Origin of the sequence: Pseudomonas sp. ICMP 561 (assembly GCF_002699985.1) — a bacterium.
Classification (GTDB): Bacteria; Pseudomonadota; Gammaproteobacteria; order Pseudomonadales; family Pseudomonadaceae; genus Aquipseudomonas; species Aquipseudomonas quasicaspiana.
In genome coordinates this window covers 463,769-485,064 of the sequence record NZ_LKBT01000012.1, presented here as the reverse complement: position 1 = coordinate 485,064, position 21,296 = coordinate 463,769, and the positions used below count along the sequence as shown (strand labels likewise).

Annotated in this window: 24 protein-coding genes; 5 read left to right on the top strand and 19 right to left on the bottom strand. The window is 56.5% G+C overall.

Annotated features, from left to right (window positions below; translation table 11 throughout):
• Nucleotides 1-160 precede the first annotated feature (160 nt).
• Nucleotides 161-1,330: a PilT/PilU family type 4a pilus ATPase gene (locus AO242_RS12600; protein ID WP_099268933.1), complete on the bottom strand. Its 1,170-nt coding sequence runs from the start codon at nt 1,328-1,330 to the stop codon at nt 161-163.
• A 236-nt stretch (nt 1,331-1,566) separates the two neighbouring features.
• Between AO242_RS12600 and AO242_RS12595 the strand changes: the two genes are divergently transcribed.
• Entirely contained in the window at nt 1,567-1,842 is a 276-nt protein-coding gene (locus AO242_RS12595) for a peptidylprolyl isomerase (protein WP_017133756.1), read from the top strand.
• 157 nt (nt 1,843-1,999) lie between these two features.
• Here AO242_RS12595 and AO242_RS12590 read toward each other — a convergent pair whose 3' ends face one another.
• The 4 genes from AO242_RS12590 to AO242_RS12575 form a co-directional block, all read right to left on the bottom strand.
• Nucleotides 2,000-2,944, bottom strand: coding sequence for a sugar kinase (locus AO242_RS12590; protein WP_099268932.1), 945 nt, complete (start codon nt 2,942-2,944; stop codon nt 2,000-2,002).
• A 17-nt stretch (nt 2,945-2,961) separates the two neighbouring features.
• Complete coding sequence (locus AO242_RS12585) at nt 2,962-4,167, bottom strand: amino acid deaminase (protein WP_099268931.1); 1,206 nt, start codon at nt 4,165-4,167, stop codon at nt 2,962-2,964.
• Between the two features lie 16 nt (nt 4,168-4,183).
• Entirely contained in the window at nt 4,184-4,948 is a 765-nt protein-coding gene (locus AO242_RS12580) for an IclR family transcriptional regulator (RefSeq protein ID WP_099268930.1), read from the bottom strand.
• Nucleotides 4,949-5,100: 152 nt separating this feature from the next.
• Nucleotides 5,101-5,490, bottom strand: coding sequence for a RidA family protein (locus tag AO242_RS12575; RefSeq protein WP_027899441.1), 390 nt, complete (start codon nt 5,488-5,490; stop codon nt 5,101-5,103).
• A gap of 308 nt (nt 5,491-5,798) precedes the next feature.
• On the opposite strand from AO242_RS12575, the gene AO242_RS12570 reads away from it, so the two are divergent.
• Both AO242_RS12570 and AO242_RS12565 read left to right on the top strand, forming a co-directional pair.
• Nucleotides 5,799-6,128 carry a DUF6388 family protein gene (locus AO242_RS12570; protein ID WP_099268929.1) on the top strand — a complete coding sequence of 110 codons (330 nt, stop codon included), beginning with the start codon at nt 5,799-5,801 and terminating at the stop codon, nt 6,126-6,128.
• Nucleotides 6,129-6,228: 100 nt separating this feature from the next.
• On the top strand, nt 6,229-6,558 hold the full coding sequence (locus tag AO242_RS12565) for a hypothetical protein (protein WP_099268928.1): 330 nt from the start codon (nt 6,229-6,231) through the stop codon (nt 6,556-6,558).
• A 69-nt stretch (nt 6,559-6,627) separates the two neighbouring features.
• Here AO242_RS12565 and AO242_RS12560 read toward each other — a convergent pair whose 3' ends face one another.
• Together AO242_RS12560 and AO242_RS12555 are read right to left on the bottom strand one after the other, a co-directional pair.
• A complete protein-coding gene (locus AO242_RS12560) occupies nt 6,628-6,972 on the bottom strand; it encodes a 2-oxoacid ferredoxin oxidoreductase (protein WP_099268927.1) in 345 nt (114 codons plus the stop codon).
• Between the two features lie 81 nt (nt 6,973-7,053).
• A complete protein-coding gene (locus AO242_RS12555; protein ID WP_099268926.1) occupies nt 7,054-7,497 on the bottom strand; it encodes a hemerythrin domain-containing protein in 444 nt (147 codons plus the stop codon).
• Nucleotides 7,498-8,177: 680 nt separating this feature from the next.
• Here AO242_RS12555 and AO242_RS12550 point away from each other — a divergent pair.
• Entirely contained in the window at nt 8,178-8,933 is a 756-nt protein-coding gene (locus AO242_RS12550; RefSeq protein ID WP_099268925.1) for a hypothetical protein, read from the top strand.
• Nucleotides 8,934-9,353: 420 nt separating this feature from the next.
• Here the strand turns inward: AO242_RS12550 and AO242_RS12545 are convergent, their stop codons facing one another.
• Both AO242_RS12545 and AO242_RS12540 read right to left on the bottom strand, forming a co-directional pair.
• The gene (locus AO242_RS12545) at nt 9,354-9,569 is read right to left on the bottom strand and encodes a hypothetical protein (protein ID WP_099268924.1); all 216 of its coding nucleotides are present in this window, start codon (nt 9,567-9,569) and stop codon (nt 9,354-9,356) included.
• 203 nt (nt 9,570-9,772) lie between these two features.
• Nucleotides 9,773-10,249 (bottom strand): response regulator, encoded by a 477-nt coding sequence (locus AO242_RS12540; RefSeq protein WP_099268923.1) that lies wholly within the window; start codon nt 10,247-10,249, stop codon nt 9,773-9,775.
• A 311-nt stretch (nt 10,250-10,560) separates the two neighbouring features.
• Here AO242_RS12540 and AO242_RS12535 point away from each other — a divergent pair, with 311 nt between their 5' ends.
• On the top strand, nt 10,561-12,186 hold the full coding sequence (locus tag AO242_RS12535; RefSeq protein ID WP_099268922.1) for a methyl-accepting chemotaxis protein: 1,626 nt from the start codon (nt 10,561-10,563) through the stop codon (nt 12,184-12,186).
• A 181-nt stretch (nt 12,187-12,367) separates the two neighbouring features.
• Here AO242_RS12535 and AO242_RS12530 read toward each other — a convergent pair whose 3' ends face one another.
• From AO242_RS12530 to AO242_RS12485, 10 genes are read right to left on the bottom strand one after another with little or no spacing between them, the layout of a single operon-like run.
• Nucleotides 12,368-13,612 carry an SGNH/GDSL hydrolase family protein gene (locus AO242_RS12530; protein WP_099268921.1) on the bottom strand — a complete coding sequence of 415 codons (1,245 nt, stop codon included), beginning with the start codon at nt 13,610-13,612 and terminating at the stop codon, nt 12,368-12,370.
• Entirely contained in the window at nt 13,609-13,821 is a 213-nt protein-coding gene (locus tag AO242_RS12525; RefSeq protein ID WP_099268920.1) for a hypothetical protein, read from the bottom strand. Before AO242_RS12525 ends, AO242_RS12530 begins: the two co-directional genes overlap by 4 nt.
• A 12-nt stretch (nt 13,822-13,833) precedes the next feature.
• Complete coding sequence (locus tag AO242_RS12520; RefSeq protein WP_099268919.1) at nt 13,834-14,370, bottom strand: DUF2514 domain-containing protein; 537 nt, start codon at nt 14,368-14,370, stop codon at nt 13,834-13,836.
• Nucleotides 14,367-14,804 (bottom strand): cell wall hydrolase, encoded by a 438-nt coding sequence (locus AO242_RS12515; protein ID WP_099268918.1) that lies wholly within the window; start codon nt 14,802-14,804, stop codon nt 14,367-14,369. Before AO242_RS12515 ends, AO242_RS12520 begins: the two co-directional genes overlap by 4 nt.
• Before the next feature lie 60 nt (nt 14,805-14,864).
• A complete protein-coding gene (locus AO242_RS12510; RefSeq protein WP_099268917.1) occupies nt 14,865-15,233 on the bottom strand; it encodes a phage tail protein in 369 nt (122 codons plus the stop codon).
• Entirely contained in the window at nt 15,220-15,561 is a 342-nt protein-coding gene (locus tag AO242_RS12505) for a hypothetical protein (protein WP_099268916.1), read from the bottom strand. Before AO242_RS12505 ends, AO242_RS12510 begins: the two co-directional genes overlap by 14 nt.
• Before the next feature lie 15 nt (nt 15,562-15,576).
• Entirely contained in the window at nt 15,577-16,698 is a 1,122-nt protein-coding gene (locus AO242_RS12500) for a hypothetical protein (protein ID WP_099268915.1), read from the bottom strand.
• Nucleotides 16,699-16,726: 28 nt separating this feature from the next.
• Nucleotides 16,727-17,407 carry a hypothetical protein gene (locus AO242_RS29700; RefSeq protein WP_099268914.1) on the bottom strand — a complete coding sequence of 227 codons (681 nt, stop codon included), beginning with the start codon at nt 17,405-17,407 and terminating at the stop codon, nt 16,727-16,729.
• Entirely contained in the window at nt 17,407-17,712 is a 306-nt protein-coding gene (locus AO242_RS12490; RefSeq protein ID WP_099268913.1) for a hypothetical protein, read from the bottom strand. Before AO242_RS12490 ends, AO242_RS29700 begins: the two co-directional genes overlap by 1 nt.
• Before the next feature lie 8 nt (nt 17,713-17,720).
• The gene (locus AO242_RS12485) at nt 17,721-21,287 is read right to left on the bottom strand and encodes a host specificity protein J (protein WP_099268912.1); all 3,567 of its coding nucleotides are present in this window, start codon (nt 21,285-21,287) and stop codon (nt 17,721-17,723) included.
• Nucleotides 21,288-21,296: the final 9 nt, after the last annotated feature.

Genomic DNA, 21,296 nt, shown 5'->3' with positions numbered 1-21,296 from the left:
AAAGCGCTCAAAAGAAACAGGATTGAGTTTGATGATCTCTTGAAAAGTGCTCTGAAGGGGCATGGAGCGGGCTCTGATCGACGGAGCCCGTTTTTTATTCTCGGTGGATGGACAAGTCAATTCCTTAACTGACTGGCATTAGGGCTTGCCCGGTATTAAATCAGTTCTGCCCACCCTCATCGCGCTCATCCACCAACCCCCAATCCGACACGTTCACGCTGGAGGTACCGACAGGAGCGCTCGGCGCGGCGGTGGGGTTGGCCGTCACGCCTTCACCATGCAGCTTGAGGCGCAGGCGGAGGTTGTTCTGGGAGTCGGCGTATTTGAGCGCTTCCTCTTCGCTGATAACACCGGCTGCTGCCAGGTCGAACAGTGCGCCGTCGAAGGTCTGCATGCCAAGATTCGCGGACTTTTCCATGATGCCTTTGAGTTCAGTCAACTCATTGCGCTGGATCAGGTCGCGAATGGTCGGCGTGCCCATCATGACTTCCACAGCCGCCCTGCGGTTGCCATCCAGAGTCTTGACCAGACGCTGGGAAACGAACGCCTTGAGGTTGTTGCCCAGATCCTGCAGCAACTGTTGGCGCCGTTCTTCCGGGAAGAAGTTGATAATCCGGTCCAGCGCCTGATTGGCGTTGTTGGCGTGCAGTGTGGAAAGGCATAAATGCCCGGTATCGGCGAAGGCCAGGGCATGCTCCATGGTCTCCCGATCGCGGATTTCACCGATCAGGATGACATCCGGTGCCTGGCGCAGAGTGTTCTTCAACGCGGCGCGAAAACTGCGGGTATCAACCCCGACCTCGCGCTGGTTGACGATCGACTTCTTGTGCCGGTGAATGAATTCCACCGGGTCTTCAATGGTAATGATGTGCCCGCTGGCATTGCGGTTGCGGTGATCGATCAGCGCCGCCAGTGAGGTGGATTTGCCTGAACCGGTCGCGCCCACAAACAGCACCAGGCCATGCTTCTCCATGATCACGTCGAGCAGCACCGGAGGCAGATGCAGGTCTTCGAAGCGCGGGATATCCAGCTTGATGTTTCGCGCCACGATCGATACTTCGTTGCGCTGCATGAAGATATTGATACGGAAACGCCCGATCCCTGCCATGGACACCGCGAGGTTCATCTCAAGATCTCGATGGAAATCCCGCTTCTGCTCGGCATCCATCAACCCGTCGGCAACCAGAGCCACCTGACCAGGCTTGAGGGACTCAGTGCCCAACGGCTTGAGCACGCCATTGAACTTGGCGCAGGGCGGTGCCCCAGTAGAAAGATAAAGGTCCGATCCATCCTGACTGGCCAGAGTCTTCAACAACGCCGGGAAATCCATAAGCAACACCGCACAAATGATTTGACTGAAAGAGGCCGCCTCTCGTGCGACGTTCAACCGGATCGCGATCCGGGATGAGTGCGCATAGCTTGGCGGTAGAACACCTTGGTACGCAATGATTGATCAGGCTGCTTGTGCAACAGAGCGCGTATTTTTGCCATTCCGGGCCATACTCGGAAACAAGGCCTGCCTGCTGTGTGATAATAGCCGCCGTTTTTTCTTCAGGCCCCTGCCCCATGAAAGCCCAAGCACGCCACATTCTGGTGAAAACCGCCGAAGAGGCCGAACAACTCAAACAGCGCATCGCCAAGGGCGAAGCATTTGATGTGTTGGCCAAGAAGCACTCGACCTGCCCCTCGGGCAAACGCGGTGGCGACCTGGGCGAAGTCCGCCCTGGGCAGATGGTGGGCGCGATTGATCAGGTGATCTTCAAAAAGCCGCTGCGCACGGTGCATGGCCCGATCAAGAGCAAGTTTGGTTATCACCTGGTTCAGGTGTTTTATCGGGATTGAAGATTTCTCTGCACAACAGTGTTTCATGCATGCGATTCGGTCTGTAGGACTGGCTTTAGCCGGGAGAAGGCCAGTAAATTCCCTGCTGATACTTGTCAGCGATATAGCTCTCCCGGCTAAAGCCGGTCCTACGGATAGCGCGACCGCGCGGCATCACCTACAAACCCGGCATCACACTCCTGGGAATCAAAGCCCCCGGATGCTGAATCACCACACTCGCCAGACGATGCCCGGTTTCGGCGGCGAGTGCGGGGCTGCCGCCTCGCAGGCGCGTCGATAGATAAGCCGCACTGAACGAATCCCCCGCCGCGGTGCTGTCGATCACCCGCTCCACACGTCGAGCAGGAATTTCAAAGCGTTCACCACCCGACTCGACAAGGCAACTCTGCGAACCGCGCTTGACGACTACTTCGCTGATGCCCAGTTCGCGGTAGGCGCTCAACAATTGCTCGCTGTCGGTATAGCCAAACAGTGCCTGCTCGTCGTCCTCGGTGAGCAACGCCACGTCGACGTGGGCCAGACACGCACGATACGCCTCGCGTGCCTGTTCACCCGATGCCCAGAGACGTGGCCGGTAATTGTTGTCGAAGGCCACCCTGGCACCTGAAGCACGCGCTTGAGCCAGCGCTGAGAACAGACGTTGCCGCCCCTGCTCGCCCAGCACCGCCAAAGTGATCCCGCTCAGGTAAAGAAGGTCATAGTCCGGCAATGCCCCAAGAATCTTTTCAGCGTCCGGAGTGTTGAAACAGTCACGCACCGCAGCTTCGTTGCGCCAATACAGGAATCGACGCTCGCCACTGGCGTCAGTCTGAATGCAGTACAACCCTGGTAACCGCCCAGACAGACGCTGCACCTTGCTCAGCCCAATGCCCTCCTGCGCCCAGCCTTGGCACATTGCATCACTGAAACTGTCATCGCCCAGCGCGGTGACATAATCCACCTGTGCACTGCTGCCCAACTGGCGGGTCATATAAACCGCCGTGTTGAGCGTATCGCCGCCGAAGCTTTGTTGCAGTGCGCCGCTGGCATGCTGTTGCAGCTCGATCATGCATTCGCCGATCAGGGCGATCCGTGGGTGACTATGGCTGATCAGCTCACTCATTGAGTGCGACTCCCGAGCTAGAAATACGTGTCGAAACTTTCAATGACTTGCAGGTTTTCATCCACCAGACAGCCACTGCGCCACTTGTCGAACGTCAGGCACGGGTGGGAGGAACCGAACGCAATGATGTCGCCGACTTTCAGCTCACATCCCGGCGCGACGGTCATGAATGCGTGTTGATCCATCACGGCTGTCACCTTGCAGGCGCTGACGTCCACGCCTTGCGCCGGTACAACACCGGGCTTGTAGCAGAGCAATGGACTTGGCAAGCCCGCGTCATAGGCAACATCGCGTTTGCCCATGGCAATCACGGCGAAGCCAGGTTCTGGCATCGATTGCACGTGAGCCCAGACTTCCATTGCCGGGCGCAGGCCTTCATGCAAATCACTGCGGCGATCCAGCACGCAGCATTGCGCGTCTTTGTAGATGCCGTGGTCGTGCACGACATAGCTGCCAGGACGCAACACACCGAGGAATCGCTCACGTACCTGGCGCTCGTCAAAGGCTTCGGCGATCAAGTCGTACCAGGCCGAACCCGATGCAGTAACGATGGGCCGCTCCAGCGCAAATGCTCCACGATCCTGCAGATCCACCGCCAGACGCACCAACGAGGCCGCGAAAGCACGAATACCACTTTCAGCCTGATCACCATGAATCACGCCTTCGTAGCCTTCAATGCCTGTTAGTGCCAGAGCTGGCTGTGCGGCAATCGCCTCGGCCAGTTCCAGGACTTGTTGCTCGGTACGGCAACCGCAACGACCGCCCACCACGCCGTACTCGATCATTACGTTCAGGCGTAGACCACGGGCCGCAAAAAACTCGCCCAGCGCCACGACGTTATCCGGATGGTCGACCATGCAATGGAAGTCGAACATCGAGTCCGCGAGCATTTCCGCGATCAATGCCATGTTTGCCGTGCCGACCAACTGGTTGGCCATCAAAACCCGACGAACCCCGTGTGCGTAGGCAGCCCGGGTCTGCACCGCCGTGGCCAGCGTCAGGCCCCAGGCGCCCTCCTCCAGTTGTCGCCGAAACAGCGCCGGAACCATGCTGGTTTTGCCGTGGGGCGCCAGTTCAGCACCGCTGTTAGTGACGAACGCCTGCATCCAGCGGATGTTGTGATCCAGCGCCTGACGGTGGATTACCAGCGCGGGCAAACTTACATCACGCACCAGATGATCGCCTGGAGCGGCGGCGCCCTTTTCTACAGCTGCAATAGTCATGGTGGTCTCCCGGATATTAATCATTGATGCGTGCCGCTAGCCCGTTGGCACTCTCGATCAGCACTCTGCGGTAGTCGGCGTAGTGTTTTTTTGCATCGGCTCGCGGAGCAACGATGCATAGCGTTGCAATGCACACGCCATGTTCGTCTTTGACTGGCGCAGCGAAGCAATGGGTGAAGGTGTCAGCAACGCTATCGAAGGAAAAGAAGCCTTCCTCACCCGCCTTGCGGATTTCGCTCAGGAAGGTCTCAAGCGGCAGAAGCTGGCCGTCGGGCAACACAAAGTCGTCGGCATCGATCAGGTCGACGATTTCCTGATCGCTCAGGTGGCACAGGAGCAAACGCCCGGAAGCCGTCCACGGAATCGGCGCGTTTTCGCCGATATTGGAGGAAATCCGAAAGTGCCGCTCACCCTCTTTCATTAACGCGACGGTGTACTTGCGGCCATTGAGCAGACACATCTGCGCGGTTTCGCGGGTCTGGCTGACGATATCGCCCAGGCAGACTTGCGCCTCGCGGGTGAAGTCGAAATGACGCAAGTGAGCCTGACCGAGAAAGTACAACTGACGCCCCAGGTAGACATGTCCGTCTTTGCCCACGGACTCCAGGATGCGTCGCTCCAGCAGCGAGCCGACCAGTTCATAAACCGTCGATTTGGGGCCGCCGATACCGTTGGCGATCTCGTTGGGGCGCATGGGCTTGCCCTGTTCCTTGAGAAAGTCGAGGATATCGAACGCCCGATCGAGCCCACGGGCCCGGCGTTTGATGGTGTCTTCGGTCATGTCTGGAAACCCTTGCGTACTTATGTAGGAGCTGCCGAAGGCTGCGAAGCATTCACCCTGACACCGCCATCGCAGCCTTCGGCAGCTCCTACCCATTCAATGTTTGCCGCGAGATAGCGCTGTGCCATGGACACCGGGATAGCGCCTATAGATCAGGCCTTTTTCTTGTAAGCCACGCAGTCAATCTCGACCTTGCAGTCAACCATCATGCTGGCCTGCACGCAGGCACGCGCCGGCGCATGTTCGGGTGTGAAGTATTCACCGAACACTTTGTTGAAACTCCAGAAATCCCGCGGATCTTCAAGCCAGACGCCAACCCGGACCACATCTTCAAGACCATAACCCGCTTCAGTGAGGATCGCGACCAGGTTTTGCAGGGTCTTGTGCGTCTGCTCAACGATGCCGCCTACAATGATTTCGCCGTTTTCTGCGGGCACCTGGCCCGACACATGGAGCCAGCCGTCGGCTTCAACAGCACGAGCGAAAGGACGCGGCTGCCCGCCGCCAGCGACGCTGCCGGCGCCATAACGAGTGATGCTCATGAAGATCTCCTTGTAAAAATACAATCTGAGTTAAACCGAGTCCTGTAAGAGTTCACCCAGGTTACGAGGTCAGCGATAGCGGTGTGTCAGACAAACCTTGATCGCTGGCCTCGTAACCTCGGTGAGCGCCTACAGGGACTGCGTCTACTGGAAGAAAGCTCGCCGGCTATTCTGCTATAGCGGAATACAATCTGAAATAGCGGAAACATGTTTCGAGTGTGCCACAGCACTGGATGGAAAAAAACCAACGAGTATCATCAGCGGTGGTCTGTTTGATGACATGCCTTGAAATACACTACGGAGATCCAATGGCTACAGCAGAACATCCCCACGCATTGGCGCTGGAAACCTTCCTGTCTCAGCGGCCCGAACTGCAGCAGGAGCTGGAAAAGCTCAACCCGCTGGCCGCGCAGGCTGCCGGGCTGACTCGTGAGCAATACCGCGAAGAGTGTTTGCACGAGGCCTTCGAGGCCGAGGCTGAACGTCAGGGTCTGTTTGCCTGGGAGCTGACATTGCAGCTCACCGCTGCCAGCCCAGAGGAATATCAAAGCCAGCGGCGTGAGGTCCATAGGGAAGTGGCGCAGATGGCCGGTATGGACTGGGTAGAATATTGCGAGTTGAACAAGCTGGAACCTTGAACCTGACCAGCGCACCATTACCGTTCGTCGCCATCAAGGGCACTCTTGCAAGGGCGTGGCTGACCAATATCAGGTAACGCTCATAAATTGGAGACGTACCATGATGAAGTCAAAGACGACTAACTTTTTGCTCGCAGGCCTGCTTTCACTTTCGTTTGGTTCCGCATTTGCAGCTTCCTCCAGCACAGGTCCTGTAAAACCTGAAACTGGTGGCGTCCAGACGGGTTCGGCAATGCCACCGGGTACTCACCCAGCACCGGCGTCGGGCAGCACCAAAAGCGCTGACGCAAATGGTCGAGCCACAGGTTCAGGCGCAGGCAAGTCAACTGATGGCGGCACCACTGGCAGTGCTGTTGGCAAAACTGGTGGCCCTGGCAAGAACGGCCCTAACGGCACCGGTGGCGGTGCTGCTGGCTCCCCCGACAATTGATCGGTGCGAGCGTGAAAAAGCCCGGCTATTGAAGCCGGGCTTTTTTTGCGCTGCACGTCGGGTCAATACTTACAAACAAGTTGCCAGCGCAGCTCCGCGACGCTCAGTCGCAAGATTTGAAGACGGCGCGTAATACTGAATCGCACTTGCACCGCCTTGAGGCTGGACATCCACGAAGAACTCCGCGCCCGTGTTGTAAACGGTGAAGCCCTTTTCACTGGATTGCATGAATGCATCGGCCTCAGCCCCCATCAGAGCTTCGTCCTGCCATGAATACTCAATGCACTGCGCAACTACCGCCGCAGTTTTCTGACTCGAATACGTCTTGTAAGGGCCAACAGCCCGCGCCTGATTGGATGGCGAGGTGCAACTTGCCAACACCGTCAGAGCGACTGCCGAAATCAGAAGTTTCATGACATTCCTTGAACGCGAAAAAAGCGGATTCTACACCGCCCGGCAAAGCGCATGAACAAGACATGCGCCCCGCCCCGGTTTTCACGCTTCGGTAAGCTGCTCTTCGTATTCCTTGACGTACTTGCCAGCCAGGGATTCTTTCTGCTTCTCGTCGAGTAGCTTACCCGCCATCTGAAAGAACTTCTGCTCTTCTTCTTTCAGGTGATGGTGAACCTTCTCGGACAGCTTCTTGGCAGTAGCCAGCCAAGCGGGGCTGGACATCTCGGTCTCATCCAGCGTTTCCATCATCTCGTCCATCTCGTGATGCTCCGAGATCGCGTGGCGACTCAGGTCCACGCCGTTATCGTGTTCCATCAGAGGGATATAAAAGAAGCGCTCTTCGGCGGTTTCATGGGCCTGAAGTTCAGCTTTCAGCTGTTTGTAGGCTTCAACGCGCTCAGCGTTATCACCGCTGGTCTTGACCAGAATGTCGGCATAGTTACGCTGACGGTCATGGCTTTCTCTCAAGGCTTCAAAAATATTCACGGGCTGTACTCCAGGGACAGCTTCCGAATGTGGAAGCGATGGTTACTAGACATCTTCGGGAAAGCGGCAGTTCAGTCTTTGAGCATTGCAAATTCGCTGTTTGCGCTCTGCGTCCTCTAGCCGTTCACTTGCCGGTGTACCCGGTACGCCGCCTCGCGAACAAGTTCGCTCCTGCCCGCAGTGCGCGCGATGGATGATTAATCCGGCTTGCCATACAACTGCCACTCACTCTATGCGACAATGCGCGCCAAATTCGGCATGAATCCCGCATTCATTTCCAGTCATCCGACTCTTTACGTCGCAGATGCTGGCTAGATATGGCCCAAAGAATGGCCTCGGCCCGTGATAAAAATCGCCAGGGCAAAGACGGAAACGGGCATCAAATCGGTACCGGCTGCACCCAGCCAACTCCAAGTTATTGAAAGGTAAGGTAATTGATCTCCACAGCGAATATCACCATGCAGTTTGCATTGGGGTTCTCTGAGGGTTATAGAGCGCAATTACGGGGGTTGTAGCCTGCACCAACCCCCAACAAAACTCACCACTGGTCCAAAATCTGGTCCAACCTCCCCGGCGTTCTGCCAACTAAACCAAACCCCAAAACGTGCTACTCGTCACTCGGACCTGTCCGGAATCGCGCCACTCGATTACTGTATATCCAAACAGTATAACGAGCAGTAATGATGCAACCCGTCAAACCCCCAAGCCACACTGAGGAGTGGTATCGATGCCTTTGGAATCCCAGCGCGTGGACGAACCCCAGTGCCAACTACCGGTACCTGATGAGGTTTGCTGACAACTTATTAAAGATGGGGAGCGTCGACGAAATGGAGCGATTCGAAATGCTTGAGCTGGCAACTGGCGCGTTCTGTCATCACATCGAGGAGGCTCCGCCCGCCTGGAGAAACCCAGCCGCGGACTATGACATCTACGACGAAGCCGGTGTCCAGACAGGCAGCCTCAGCGGAAACCGGGTATTTCGTCACGAACCAGGTATGAAGCCGGGACCTATGGAGTTCTTCGCCCAGATCCATGAAGCAGAGGGAGACAGGCCCGTTATCACCAGAACCTACGCTCAATATGGCGTCTTCAGGGATCGCTACATTTACACCGAGACTGGCCAAAAACTCACGCTTGTAGAAACTGGGAAGTTGGTTGACGGGAAGATGATCAAGCGCCTGGATGATCCTGACACGTACAGATCAATCATTGATGCAGGGCTGATCGCGCTGGAGGAAGGCGACATGGTCCGTTACGTCGCGCTATGGGAGCGGGAGCAATTCTCAATTTTTAGGCAGTGTTCGAGTTGCTGTGACCGCTTCGAACTCCGCGAGGATTGCCATTCCTGCAAAGGTATGGGTTTCATAGAGGATCCACTCTGTCCGAGCAGGCTGCCCGCAAACCATCCTGCTCATGGAGCATCTTTGAAGAAGTGACTCCCCAGCTTCAGCGTCGGAGAGATAGGGATTTGAACCATACCGCATGGTGCCTGAGAAGCCCGGATACCCACTGACTCGGCAAAACAGCCCACCGCTGTCAGGCTACTCTCGTCGCGAACGAACAGCCAGCAAGCGACTGCCCACGCCGCCTAGGCGAATGGCGAAGCCCCATTTCAGCATGCCGACTGACCAGTACTTTCCGCGCCGCGCCGCCTTTAACATCGCAGTTGGCGCATTCGCAGATTAGCCTGCCGTTCGGGTGTAATCGTTAACCGCACGACAGCCCCCTGTGGTCGATTGATGCCCAAACCACAGGCATGATCTATGGTATCCACACACAAGCATTGGGGGGATCCAGGCTTCAGCAAAAAGCCCCGGAGTGGGCTTTTCTGTAGGGTCCATTTAACGAATGTCTCGTTATTCTACCCAGGCTAGGGCTTCTTCCTCGTCCGTTTTGCCGCACCACTCACAGGCTTTACCGCAGTCAGGCTGGTACTCTCCCTCCTCGAAGATATGCTGCTCGCCCTCTCTTTTCGCGTCGTCGGCCACGCATTCGTCACACAAGTTAACGGTCGGGTATTGTTCGGCAGCGCTGTCGGAAAACAGGTCACCACTGATCATGCAGGTCTTCATGGGCTAGCTCCTTGATGTCCCAGCCAGCGCCGTCACGTCATCACAATAGGGGCTATGGAGGGTCTATTTCAACCAGATTGGATATGCGGATAGCACCAGTGGCCTGCTAGGCTGATGTCACCTTTAGTCTGTTGCTTTAACCTCGATTCGCTGATCGCCCCCCCCGCCGGACAACACTACGGAAGTCATCTGACCACCAACGTTTAATCCGGCATGAAACGATGCTTTTCGCTGAACGCAGGACGCGAGGATCCAGGAGGTGGCTCGTTCAGCACCGCCCAAAATACACCTAATTCAGTCACTGCATTTACAAACTGATGAAAATTTTGAGGCTTGACCACATAGGAGTTCACGCCAAGCTCATAAGCACTATTGACGTCCTGTTCCTCGTTGGATGCAGAGAGCATTGTCACCGGGATATTTTGCAGCTGCTCATCGGATCTAATTGCTTGGAGCACGCGCAACCCATCGATCTTCGGGAGTTTAAGATCAAGCAACACAACAGAGGGGTTGCCTGGAGTACGCTCAGCGAAGTCGTGGCGGCGATACAAATAGTCCAAGGCCTCGGCCCCATCTCGAAGAATCACCACCTGATTCGCTAAGCGCGCCTGCTCTAATGCGTACAAAGTAAGCTCTATGTCTTTTAGATCGTCTTCAACCAGGAGTATGGGTTTTAGCATCGAAGGGTCACGGAAGAGGGAAAACGGCCGCACATTATCAGGAACGCTAACAGTGGCATATGGTTATCCGTCGGTTGATCAACCGCACATCCACAGTCGACGAATCACAGCGAGGCAGACATACAAAGAGCTGCTACAGAACCTCATCTGATCCGCCTCGCTCACCGCGCATGTATCCATCAAACTGAAACAGCTTGACGAGGTTTGCGTTGGCCCCGTTTTTTTTCCACCTGAACACTTCAGTTTCATTACCACCAGCAGATAGCATCAAAAGCAAGCTCTCTATCCACACTCGATACTCCGGACAACCTATGAATCTCCGCTCGTTCAACATCGCCTCCAGAGCTTCACTTTGTTTTGGCATGATTACCCTACTAGTGATCGCGTTGGGTGGGTTTGCCTACCTGCAATTAGGCAAACTGCGGGACTCTGAGCAAGACATCGAAAAAAACTGGTTGGCCAGCATCCAGACGACCGATGACATTCAAATAGCGGTGCTGGAGGCACGTCTGGAAAGCATTCGGCTCCTTGCCGCGACTACTCCGGAAGCCCGCACCATGGCAATCGCTCAATTGGCGAAGGCACGTGACGTACTTAATGAACGGACCGATTTCTATCGGCAGAATTTGCTTTCGGATGATACGGAGCGTCAGAAATTCGAACTTGCCGCCGAGCTCATGGGAAAATTCCTGGAGGGGCTGGCGCAAATCGTCCAGCTAGATAGCGCACAGCATAATCTGGCTGTTGATTATGCCAATACAGAGCAGAAATTTCGGGCAGAAGCGTACCAGAGCGCTCTGTCATTGTTACGTAAGCACAATGCTGATGGGGCAACAACTGCCGGAACTCAAGCAACGGAGGTATATGACCACAGTAATCATGTAATCGCTTCTTTGGTGGCTGTTGCACTGGCATTGACTATTCTATTGGCCATCTTGCTAACCCGCAGCATCGTAATGCCCATCAATACTTCGTTGAAGATGGCTGAAGAAATCGCCAATGGGGATTTACGTATGTCCCTTGACGTGAAAGGCACAGATGAAGCGGCCCGCCTCATGGCAGCACTCAATACTATGCAGGCAAACCTGCGTAGCACGATCGCCGACATTTCTGAGGCCTCAGCGCAATTAAGCTCGGCCGCAGTGGAGATGACCGCGATAACCGAAAGCGCCAACCAGACCCTACAGCAGCAGAACAGTGAAATCGACCAGGCAGCTACCGCAGTCAATCAGATGAGCGCGGCGGTCGAAGAGGTTGCTCGAAATGCGACGTCTACTTCGCAGGCAGCTAAAGAGTCGACCCATGCGGCTGAAGCGGGCAATGCCAAAGTTGGGGAGACCCTTGAGGCCATGCGCACTCTGAAAGATCGCGTGCACGTAACTTCAGAGCAAGTCCAACAGTTAGCTGGACAAACGCAGGACATCAGCAAGGTATTAAGCGTGATCGGTTCTATTGCCGATCAGACCAACCTCCTGGCTTTGAATGCAGCCATTGAGGCCGCACGCGCTGGCGAACAGGGCCGCGGCTTTGCCGTAGTAGCTGATGAAGTACGTGCCCTTGCACATCGAACGCAGGCCTCAACAGAAGAAATCGAGGTGATGATTTCCTCAATGAAAGTACGCAGTTCAGAAGTCGTGGACTCAATGGCGGACAGCACGCGAGAGGTAAATAACACCCAGAATACTGCCGAAGAGGCCGGCCGATCGTTGCAGACGATCACCGACGCCGCACAGATGATTGATGACCGCAACCAACAAATTGCCACGGCTTCGGAGGAGCAAGCTTACGTCGCCCGCGAGGTAGATCGTGCCTTGGTCAGCATCCGAGACCTGGCTCTTCAAAGCAGTGAGGGTACCCGACAGACGTTGACCGCCAGCGGCGAGCTGTCGCAACTGGCCGTAAATTTAAACCGAATGGTTGCACGCTTTCGCACATGACCCTCGCCGAGGCACGGCCGGTTGAAGCAAGCCTCACGCCTCTTGTTTAAAGGGATGAACCACCTACCGCCCGAACGGGCGGTGAAAATTGTGATGGAATGCTACTCCCCGGTCGAAGATTTCGAGGAGCACCCGGTGAGCAAGGCCGCGAGCTGATAGAGGAAGTGAAGTAGCCCAACTCTTACACTTTGCGAATCCCGAACTGCGCGACCTTGACCGTCGAGTTCTGGGCGACTCCTGCAGCCAGGTAAAGCCCCATGCGCGAGGTGATCACCGTCTCGCTCAGGTCAACTGTTCCGCGCTGTGTTTCCAGCTGTCCAGAGAAGTTGGCTGGCATGGTGAACGGCTCTTGGTACTTGTCCATCGACCGGTAGTAGAACGTGGTCGACGTGCCGGTGACCGGCTTGGTGATAATCAACTCCGCTTCCCATGCCAGTATGCCACGTGACGATCCAACAATATCCACCGCCGACACCATTTCGATAACGTCACCAGCCGCGAGGCTGTTAGTGATGACGTTCGCCGCCGGTTGCATGTAGACGTAGCCACCTGCTGCCGCCATGGTGCCGCCCAGCTCAATGCACTGAGCCTCGCCATAAGCGGCGGGCTCCTTGAACCACCGCGTGGTGATACCGGTCAAGCCAGAACCGACGGCCTTATACCCATCCGCCAGCACTGACCCAGCCACGGCATTCACACCGGCAGGGAGAGTGCCGCCAGTCCCGGACAGCAGAGGGTTGGCATTGAGGCAGCCGAACGGGCGAATAGCCGAGTAGATGTCGCCAGCATCCGTTGGCAATGGGATGCCAGGAAACTCGAAGTTGGAGGTGATGATCGGCACGACGCGGGAGCTAATGAAATCTGCGCCCACTAAGTTCGGGTGCAGGCCCTCCACAGTCATTGCCTCTGTGAAGCCATCCCAGATATTCACCACGGGCACGAACTGGCTCACATAGCTAAGCACCCAGTCTTTGTAGGCAATGGCGTCGGCCAGCGCTTGCCCGGCCAGCGCCCGTGCGCCGAATCGTGGCGTGCCGGTGCCCACGATCAAATACTTGCCTGGCGTGTTCAGGAAGGCCGTCACGATCTTCATCACGTTGGCCTTGGTGTCGGCCAGGGTCATGCCAGCAGTGGTGCTGTCGTTGGTGCGAGACACCAGAAGCCACAGATCAGCAGTGGACGAAGCTATGCACGCCGGTAGCCGTGCCATGAACTGGCCGGTGTGGTCGTTAACCTTGCCCTGGTTGTCGAGGTAGCTCGGAAACAACCCAGTGCGCGCCGCGATCATGGAAGCGAAGCCGTATGCCTCAGTTCCGTACGCAGTTGCTGCGATCGTATGGCAGTTTCCGGAGAAGCTGTCACCAAGTAGGCCCAGCCCGCGGCGGATTGGCTGGCGGCGCGGAGCCTGATTGACCAAAAGGCTCATCGGGTCACCTCGAAGGATGCACCGGCTGAGGGTGTGATGCGAGTCGAAGAGTTGCCGAGCTGCAGCAGGTAGCCGCCGTCTCTGGTGAAGGTATCGGTCACCACCCAGCTTGCACCGACCTGCTTTTCGACGGTCACGCTGCCGCCATTTGCCTTGACGATCAGCATCGTCTGGCCCATGTATTTCTGAATCAGCTGGGTCGTCGCCATCTTATTGTTCCGTTACTCAGGGGTAATCAAGGGTTTGGGGAGCGCATCAACAAAGCGCTCGCAGGCCAGCCCCGCTATTCGGGATTGGTCATAAGCTTTTGCCAGCTCTCCCGCTCGCGCATCAGCCCTGCCGAGCAAGTCGGAGAGCACCATGGCGGCGCGGCTGGCTGCCTTGCTTCGTTCGGCAGCGCCGGTATCGTCGGGGGCGCAACTTGCGGTGGCGGCCAGCTTTCCGGCTTCGACGCGCAGCCGGTCGCCAGCAGTGTCAGCGATAGCAGCATCAGTAAGCGCAGCGGTCTGTTCTTGTCTCGCATCGTTAGCCACCTGGTTGGCCGCTTTCTGGCGACGCTGTTCTTCGGTTCGGTAATCATTGGTTGTCGTTGCTACGGCCTGCGCCTGGGTGCCGAACTGCTTTTCCCATTTCGCCTGCCATGCCAGGCCAGAGACGTGCACGCCGTGGCTATACGCTCCGTAAAGCGATCCGGCGATGATCAGCAAGACAATGAGAGTGCCGCCCAGCCTCAGGTACAGCTGAGTGGCTGGGCTCATGGCACATCCTTGAAGAAGATGTGATGACCTAGCTTCAGCGTCTGCTTGGCTTTCGCGACCCATGCAGGGGCCTTGGGCATCGTGGTCGCGTAGTAGTGAGTCGCGCCGCTAGTTGGATCAGGCTGCTTGCCGTCGATCACCAGGTCAGCAGCGATACGCGCTTGAGCCAGTTCGCGGAAAGGGATCTGTTTCGCTCCGGACAGGAACGGGTAGTTCGGGTCGTTTTTGTTCCAGCAACTGAACTGGTAAGGCTTCAGGCACACACCGCTATACCCTTCACCCCACCAATCCGGCTTGCCGTCATTGTTGAGGTCCATTTCGACGCGGTTGCGAATAGTCCACGCCACGGCGATCTGGCCGGGAAGGCCTTCGCCGCGCGCCTCCCCCCACAACGTGCGCGCAAGGATGTCGCGGTCTTTTTCGGATACGGTCATGCTTTTCTCCAGGCAAAAAAATACCCGCTCGATGGCGGGTTGCGGGTACTGCTCTTACGGTTAGACGGCTTCAGGAGCTATCGCGGATGGATCGGCGGCAATGTCTGGAATGGCTGGAGCTGCTGGCCAAACAGGTGCAAGCGGCCAGGTTGGCTGAACGGCCACCTTGCCCAGCGCGAACTTGTAGGCCTTCCACGCTTTGAGGCTGATCGTTAAAGCAGCAAGCTCGGCTTCGTCTTCCCCTGTTGCCTCTCCACTTTCGATCCCGTAGCCAAGTGTTTCAACTCGATCCTGAATTCGCACTATCTGAGCAGCCGCTGCTCCGTTCCGTGAAGCGAGATCGGCCTTGGCCTCCGCCAAACGCAAAGCCGCTGCGATCTTTTCCTTCATCTCCTTGGTAATCATCTGAGTCCAGTCAATGTTGCTCATCGGTGCTTTCCTTGTCTTCGCTGGCGGTTAAGGCCAAAGGCTGAGGAAGCCAAACATCTCCATCCGGTACGTTCAGGAGGGGCGTAGGGAACGCCTGTTCAGGGCTGAAGTTGCCAGGCAGTGGTAAAATCATAGTCAGGGTAAGCTCCCCGTCGACTCGGTCTACTGGCCCACCGAACCAAATTGAGTCAATTGCGCTCCGGGGTAAAGTATCGCCCTCGCCCACTGGAGAGAAATCGAACTCTTCCCCATTTACAAAAAGCACGTCACCTCGCTTTACAACCGAGATCGTCTCTTCTCGCCGTACAGGCGATAAAATAATTTTCATTACACTCACCTATTTTTAGGCCTTCCATCGGCCTACCGCAGTGAAGAGGACATCCTTAACGTTGCCCGCTGAGAAGGCAGTGCTCGACCATAGACGCCACAAGGTTGCAGTGGCGCTCACCGCGCGGATGAAGCATCCAATAATGACCGTGCCGTCGTTCCGGCTTGCATTACCGTTCACTATAGGGGGAGCGATGAAAGCTACTGGGTATGTCCATGTTAATTCTGCCCCCGCTTGAAAAATTGAGCCCGTACTTGCGGTTATTGCTTGGGAAACGCCATCCGCCTTGTAAGAACAAAGCAATGTTCCATCAGCGTATTTCACGAAGTATCCATTGGAATTCGAGGCAGATTCAATAATTGCACCGTCTGCCACAACACCAACGATATCCGCTGTTGATGCCGATTTTAGGCCGAGCGCTGTCCTAGCGCTGGCGGATGTTGTGGATCCGGTCCCTCCTCTCTCGACGGGGATTATTTGATTGGCTAACACGCGCCCTTGATTTGCACTGAGAGGCTTATTAATAGCAGTGCTTGTAAGTAAGTCCTGAATATCAGATACGTTAACTTTGTTGGAAACATTACCCTCAGAAGCTGCTGCTGCCGCCGCGCTCGCTGCCGCTGCCTGCCGGTACTGATTCGCCTGTGCCTCGGACTGCCCAGCCGCTGAGGCTGATTGATTTGCAGCACTCGCACTATTCGCGGCGTTGGTCTCATGCTGGCCAGCGGTCTGCGCGGCAAGCTCTGCAGACTCGAGGTTCGCCGCTACCTTATCGGCGGCCAGATCAACAGCAAGGCGGTCCTCGTTGGCGGCTGCGGCAGACTGGGCCGCAGCCTCTACGCTCGAAGTGACATCTACGAACGACTCGGACACCTTGCGCAGCGCATCAGCCGTCGCTTTGTTGTAGCCCTGAATCGGGATTACGGCGTAAGTGCCACCCGCAACAGTCTCACCCTTGTAAGCCGGAAGAATCGACAGTACCCGATCACTGGCGATGTTGGTGACTTCATACTCGCGACCATCGGGCCCCACGAACCCGTCACCTACACGGCTATTGGCAGCGAATGCGGTCGCAGCACCTGTAACGGTTGTCGAATTTTGGGCAACGGAAACCGTGCCCGCTCTGTACCAGGACATATCGAATACCCATTTTAATATGGTTGCGTCAGGAGTTCGTTTTAGCGAACAGCGCGGGAAGGAAGAATGCAGTCGGATTAGCGGGTGCAGAGGTTATTGCGTAGAGCTTCGAACGCGGGAAATCCCACCAGCAATACAATCCTCGTGTAATTGCGCTTCCCGAATTCATGCCCATGCCAAAGGAATTTATTAGTAGGTACTCGTCTTCTGGGAAGTTGAACGGAACGCTGTAGTAAATCCGCGTAAATCCTTGGTCGGACGTATCGTATCTTTCATAATTCCAACTCTGAAATGAGCGAGTGAAGATTGCGTTCGGTGTGCCCGAATCGAACAGTAGACTCGACGCTCCGTCCCATAACCTCATGCCGAAGTCCGCGACTGCCTGGGCCCCGAAAGCGGCCACGAAATATCGGCCATTAGGCTGAGCTGTCTTATTGTCATAAGCTCTGACGTAGAAGCCTGTCCAGTTTCCCGGACCACCAATCACGCGCATGAGACACAGCCCGGCAACCCTGTTAACTGTATCGGGCCTGACGAATACTAAAGGCGGCTCCTGAGACGTCACGGGCCTTGCAAAGTAAGTGGTAGACCCAAAGCCGCTCTCTTCTGTTGGACTGAATCGGCCCGAAGAGATGACCATAAGTCGGGCATATTCAGAGTCGAGCGTTACGACATTGTTACTGTTCACGAACTGCAAGCCATACGTCATTACTTGAACCTCATAACGATTAGCCTCATGGTGCCGGCCGCAATAAGGCTGGCTTCGTAGGTTCGCGTGTGGTTGTAGACTCTGGCCACCCCGCTCAAAAGCTCAGTTTCGAACTGTCGGTCCCTGTCGTTGTACGGCCCGTTAGGAATGACAAAAGCGACCCCGTTCGACGCGTCCACTCCCGGAACGGAAAAGTCCTGACTGGACTTCCCACCTGAGAAGGTAACAAGCGTTGATAGAACGACCCGGATGGTGAAAGAGTTCTCATCCAGCTGGGGCGTACCATCGCCGCCCCATACCCTCATTCCGAAACTCATTCAGTGAGATCTCCCAGCTGGACCCGCTTGACTCCGTTGAGGTCGTACACGCGCACCGAGCGATTGGTGATAACCAGCCTTCCGCCACCCGCGACGACGCCATTGATTTCAAGTGTGCCGTTCTTGTTTAGGATCCAGCCTTGTTGACCGGCGATATAGTTCGTTGAGCTGATATAGCTGCCGATCTTGGCGTTGGTGATCGTGCCGTCCTGGAGAAAGGCCGACCTTAGAAACACCTGACCGCCTTGCACCGCGAATGGAACTGACAAGGCCCCGCCCGCAATCGTGTTAACGATAGCGAACCGATCAGCCGACACCAGGAACTGGCTCTGAAGACCGGCCGGGCCGTTCTCAATACCGAGCCCGACACCCGCCGCGACGTATTGCCCATTGGACGTGACTTGCATCTTCACCGACCAAGAGGTGCTGACCTTGCCGTCCACATCTGCGATGACTTTTGACTGGGTTTGAATAGCCGCCGAGTTTTCATCCACCTCAACACTGAGCTGCTGAAGTGCAAGAGCAGTGGCTTCCTTGTCAGTCGCTACCGTCTGGACAAGCTCGGTGAGATTTGCTGAGTTCTCGTCAACCTCGGCGCTCAACTCGGTCTGCCGCTGGGCAAGAGCGCTGTTCTGTGTCGTCCTGACCTTTACCTCTTCTGCAAAGCTGGCTGTTGCATTCCAGCCTCGCAGGGCATCGATCATGTCGCCTTCGCCGTCATCGTCACGACTGGCAGCGCGCAGAGCTTGCAGGCTTGTGGCCTGCGAGGTGAGCACCCCGTTAATCTCCTGGATGGACGTAGTGTTCAGCTCGATCTGCTGGGCGAAGCCATTCGCGGTTTCCAGTAGGTCGCCGACGTCGGTCCAGTAATCGAGGTTAGGCGGCGGCGTGTCGACCGGTACGGCCTGTTCGGCTTGGTAGATGCGGCCATCAACTACGACCATCTGGCCTTTGACGTAGGTCTCACTTGGCACATACGCTTTCAGCCCGTCCAAGGCATCAATCTGATCCTGCAGGCCTTCGATCAGGTTGATTTTGTCCAGGATTTCTTTGCCGAGTTCGGTTTCGCCAATCTGCCCGGCGATGAGCTCTAGTATCGGAGCGGCCTCAGAACTGGTCTGCCCCATCACGCCGATGCCCAATGGATACCAAGGGCCGATGTTGCCGATCCGGTCCACCAGGCGCGCCCAGAAGAAGAACGTCACGCCAGCACGCAGGCCCAGCATTGAGAAATCGCTCTGCGGGTATGACAGGTCCGTCAGCTTGGTCGCCGCCTCAAGGCTGGTTGTAGGCCCGTGCCAGATCTCGGTGCGCTGAGTGTCCTCAGCACCAGCGGGAAAGCCCCACTTCAGGTAGATACCGAAGAGCAAAGGCGTCGCCGTCAGATACGAAACGGCCGGCGGAAGACCTTGCTTGCCAGTCAGTGGGGTCAACATCGAGTTGCGCCAGATCGACGAGATATCGAAGGCGCTCACCGCGCGGACGCGTGCAACGTAATCCCCAGCGTATATCCCCACTACGTCTACGCTGGTCGTGCCGGTGCGAAGAAGCTTGATCCAGTTGCCGCTGTCTTTGCGCCATTCCACGTCGTAGCTGACTGCGCCGTTCACGGCAGGCCAACTGATTGTCATGGTGGCTACTGAAAGCCCCTGCACAATCGAAGAGGTTGCTGTCAGCGCTACGCTGGCCGGTGCCGGAACGACCGTGATCGGGATAACGCTGATTGGGCGCTCTTCAAGGCGCGCCCCGGTATCGATGTGCGCGAACTTGCTCGGGTCGTATTGAACGGCCGAGATTTCAAACACGCCAGCTTCCGGCCGGGCCACGCTGACCACCCGGTACAGCGGGATAGCCAAATCATCCGCATCCAGCGCCCAGACCAGTTCACGCTCAGGCTGAACCGAATAGGCCGTGGTGACAGTGACCTGACGACCGCTCACGAGCTGAACGGTCCGCCCCTCACATTTACCGTCAGGCAAGTTGAGGATCAGCCTGTCGCCGGTTTTGGCCTGAGTGTCACGATCAAGGGTAATCACTCGACCGTTTACGGCTGAGATACGCCCGCCAACGGCCCGCCCGGCGAGCAGTTCATCTGCAATCGGGATCACATAGCCAGGCAGCGGAATCCGACCATCGAGCCCAACCCTGAAGACGACAGCGCGATCTTTGGAGTTGGTAAGCAGCGCCCACTTACCGCGGCGCTGCGCTTCTGACTCACGAGTACAGCCAATCGCGCTGACTTCCAGCGGGTTGTCGCCATAACGACGCTGAAGCTTCGGGTCAGTGACAGCCGTTACATCAGTGTCGTAGTTATTCAGCGGATTGTCGTAGCTGATCAGCGCCCGGGTGTAGCGAGTACGCTCAGAGGCGCTGGAATAGGTGAACTTACCGTCAATGACGTTCGCCCTGGTGTAGGCAAAGTCGAAGTCAGTAGCGCGAGGCATATCTGACAGGGTGAAGACCTGGCCTTGGGCCCAGTAGGTCATGCCCCGGTAGATTGCCGAGATGTCGCGGAGCAGCGACCAAGCATCAGCCTTGCTCTGCAGGTTCAAGTCGCAGATGAACCGCGGCTCCATACCGCCCTTGCCGTCTGGCACCAGTTGGTCGCAATACTGGGAAATGCGGTACAGCTCCCACTTATCGACCATCCACGACTTGATACGGCGACCAAGGCCGAAGCGATCATTAATGGTGATCCCGCGCGTCACCCAAGAAGGGTTGTTTGTGTACGCCTCCTTGAAGGTGCCATCCCAGATGCCTGTATAGGTCCGAGTTTCTGGGTCGTAGTTGCTTGGAACAGGCCACTTTCGGGACTTGCACCCCACGGTGACGGCGGGAATGCTGCGAAACTGCTCAGCCGAGAACTCGATGTAGAGCAACGCGGTATTTGGGTAGCGTATCTTCGCGTCGATGACTTCGGTGAAGCCCGCGATCTGCATGGTGTCGGAGATTTTATTGTTGTTCTGATTAACAGTTAGCCGAGTGACTCGCATCAGCCAGCCGGAGGTCGCCTTGGGCAGGTCAATACGCCTGGTGCGCTCATAGGTGCTCGTCGTCTTGCCATCTACAGCCTCATTCAGAACTTGCTGATAAGCGCCGCCATCAGTTGCCAGCTCAACCCTGTATTCAATGCGGTACCCTTTGATGTTGCTGTTCGCATCCACCGATTGAAGCGCTGGCCACGCGAAGCGAATCCGCACAGCCGAAAGCTGGGTATTCGTGATCGAACGAACCCATGGGGTCCCGCTGCGCAGCTCAGTACCGATCGATGTTTCGTTCTCAACCGATGGAATGCCCTGGATGTATGTCTGATCTACAGCGCCGCTGCGCCACTCCCACTTCACATTCGGGAAGTTCATGTTGCCTTGAGGGTCTTGCAGCGGCGTGTTGTCGAGGTAGATGTCACGAGCAGTGGGAACGCCTTCGAACTCACCCTCCCCGACTCCAATCAGCATCTTGGCGATAGCAATTGAGCGAAGGCTATCCGGCGCTTCCGTTGGCGTTTTAGGCTTGTCTTCGCCGCCCTTCGCGCCGTAGATATCGATCTTTTCTGCTGCGCCCATGCTTTTCTC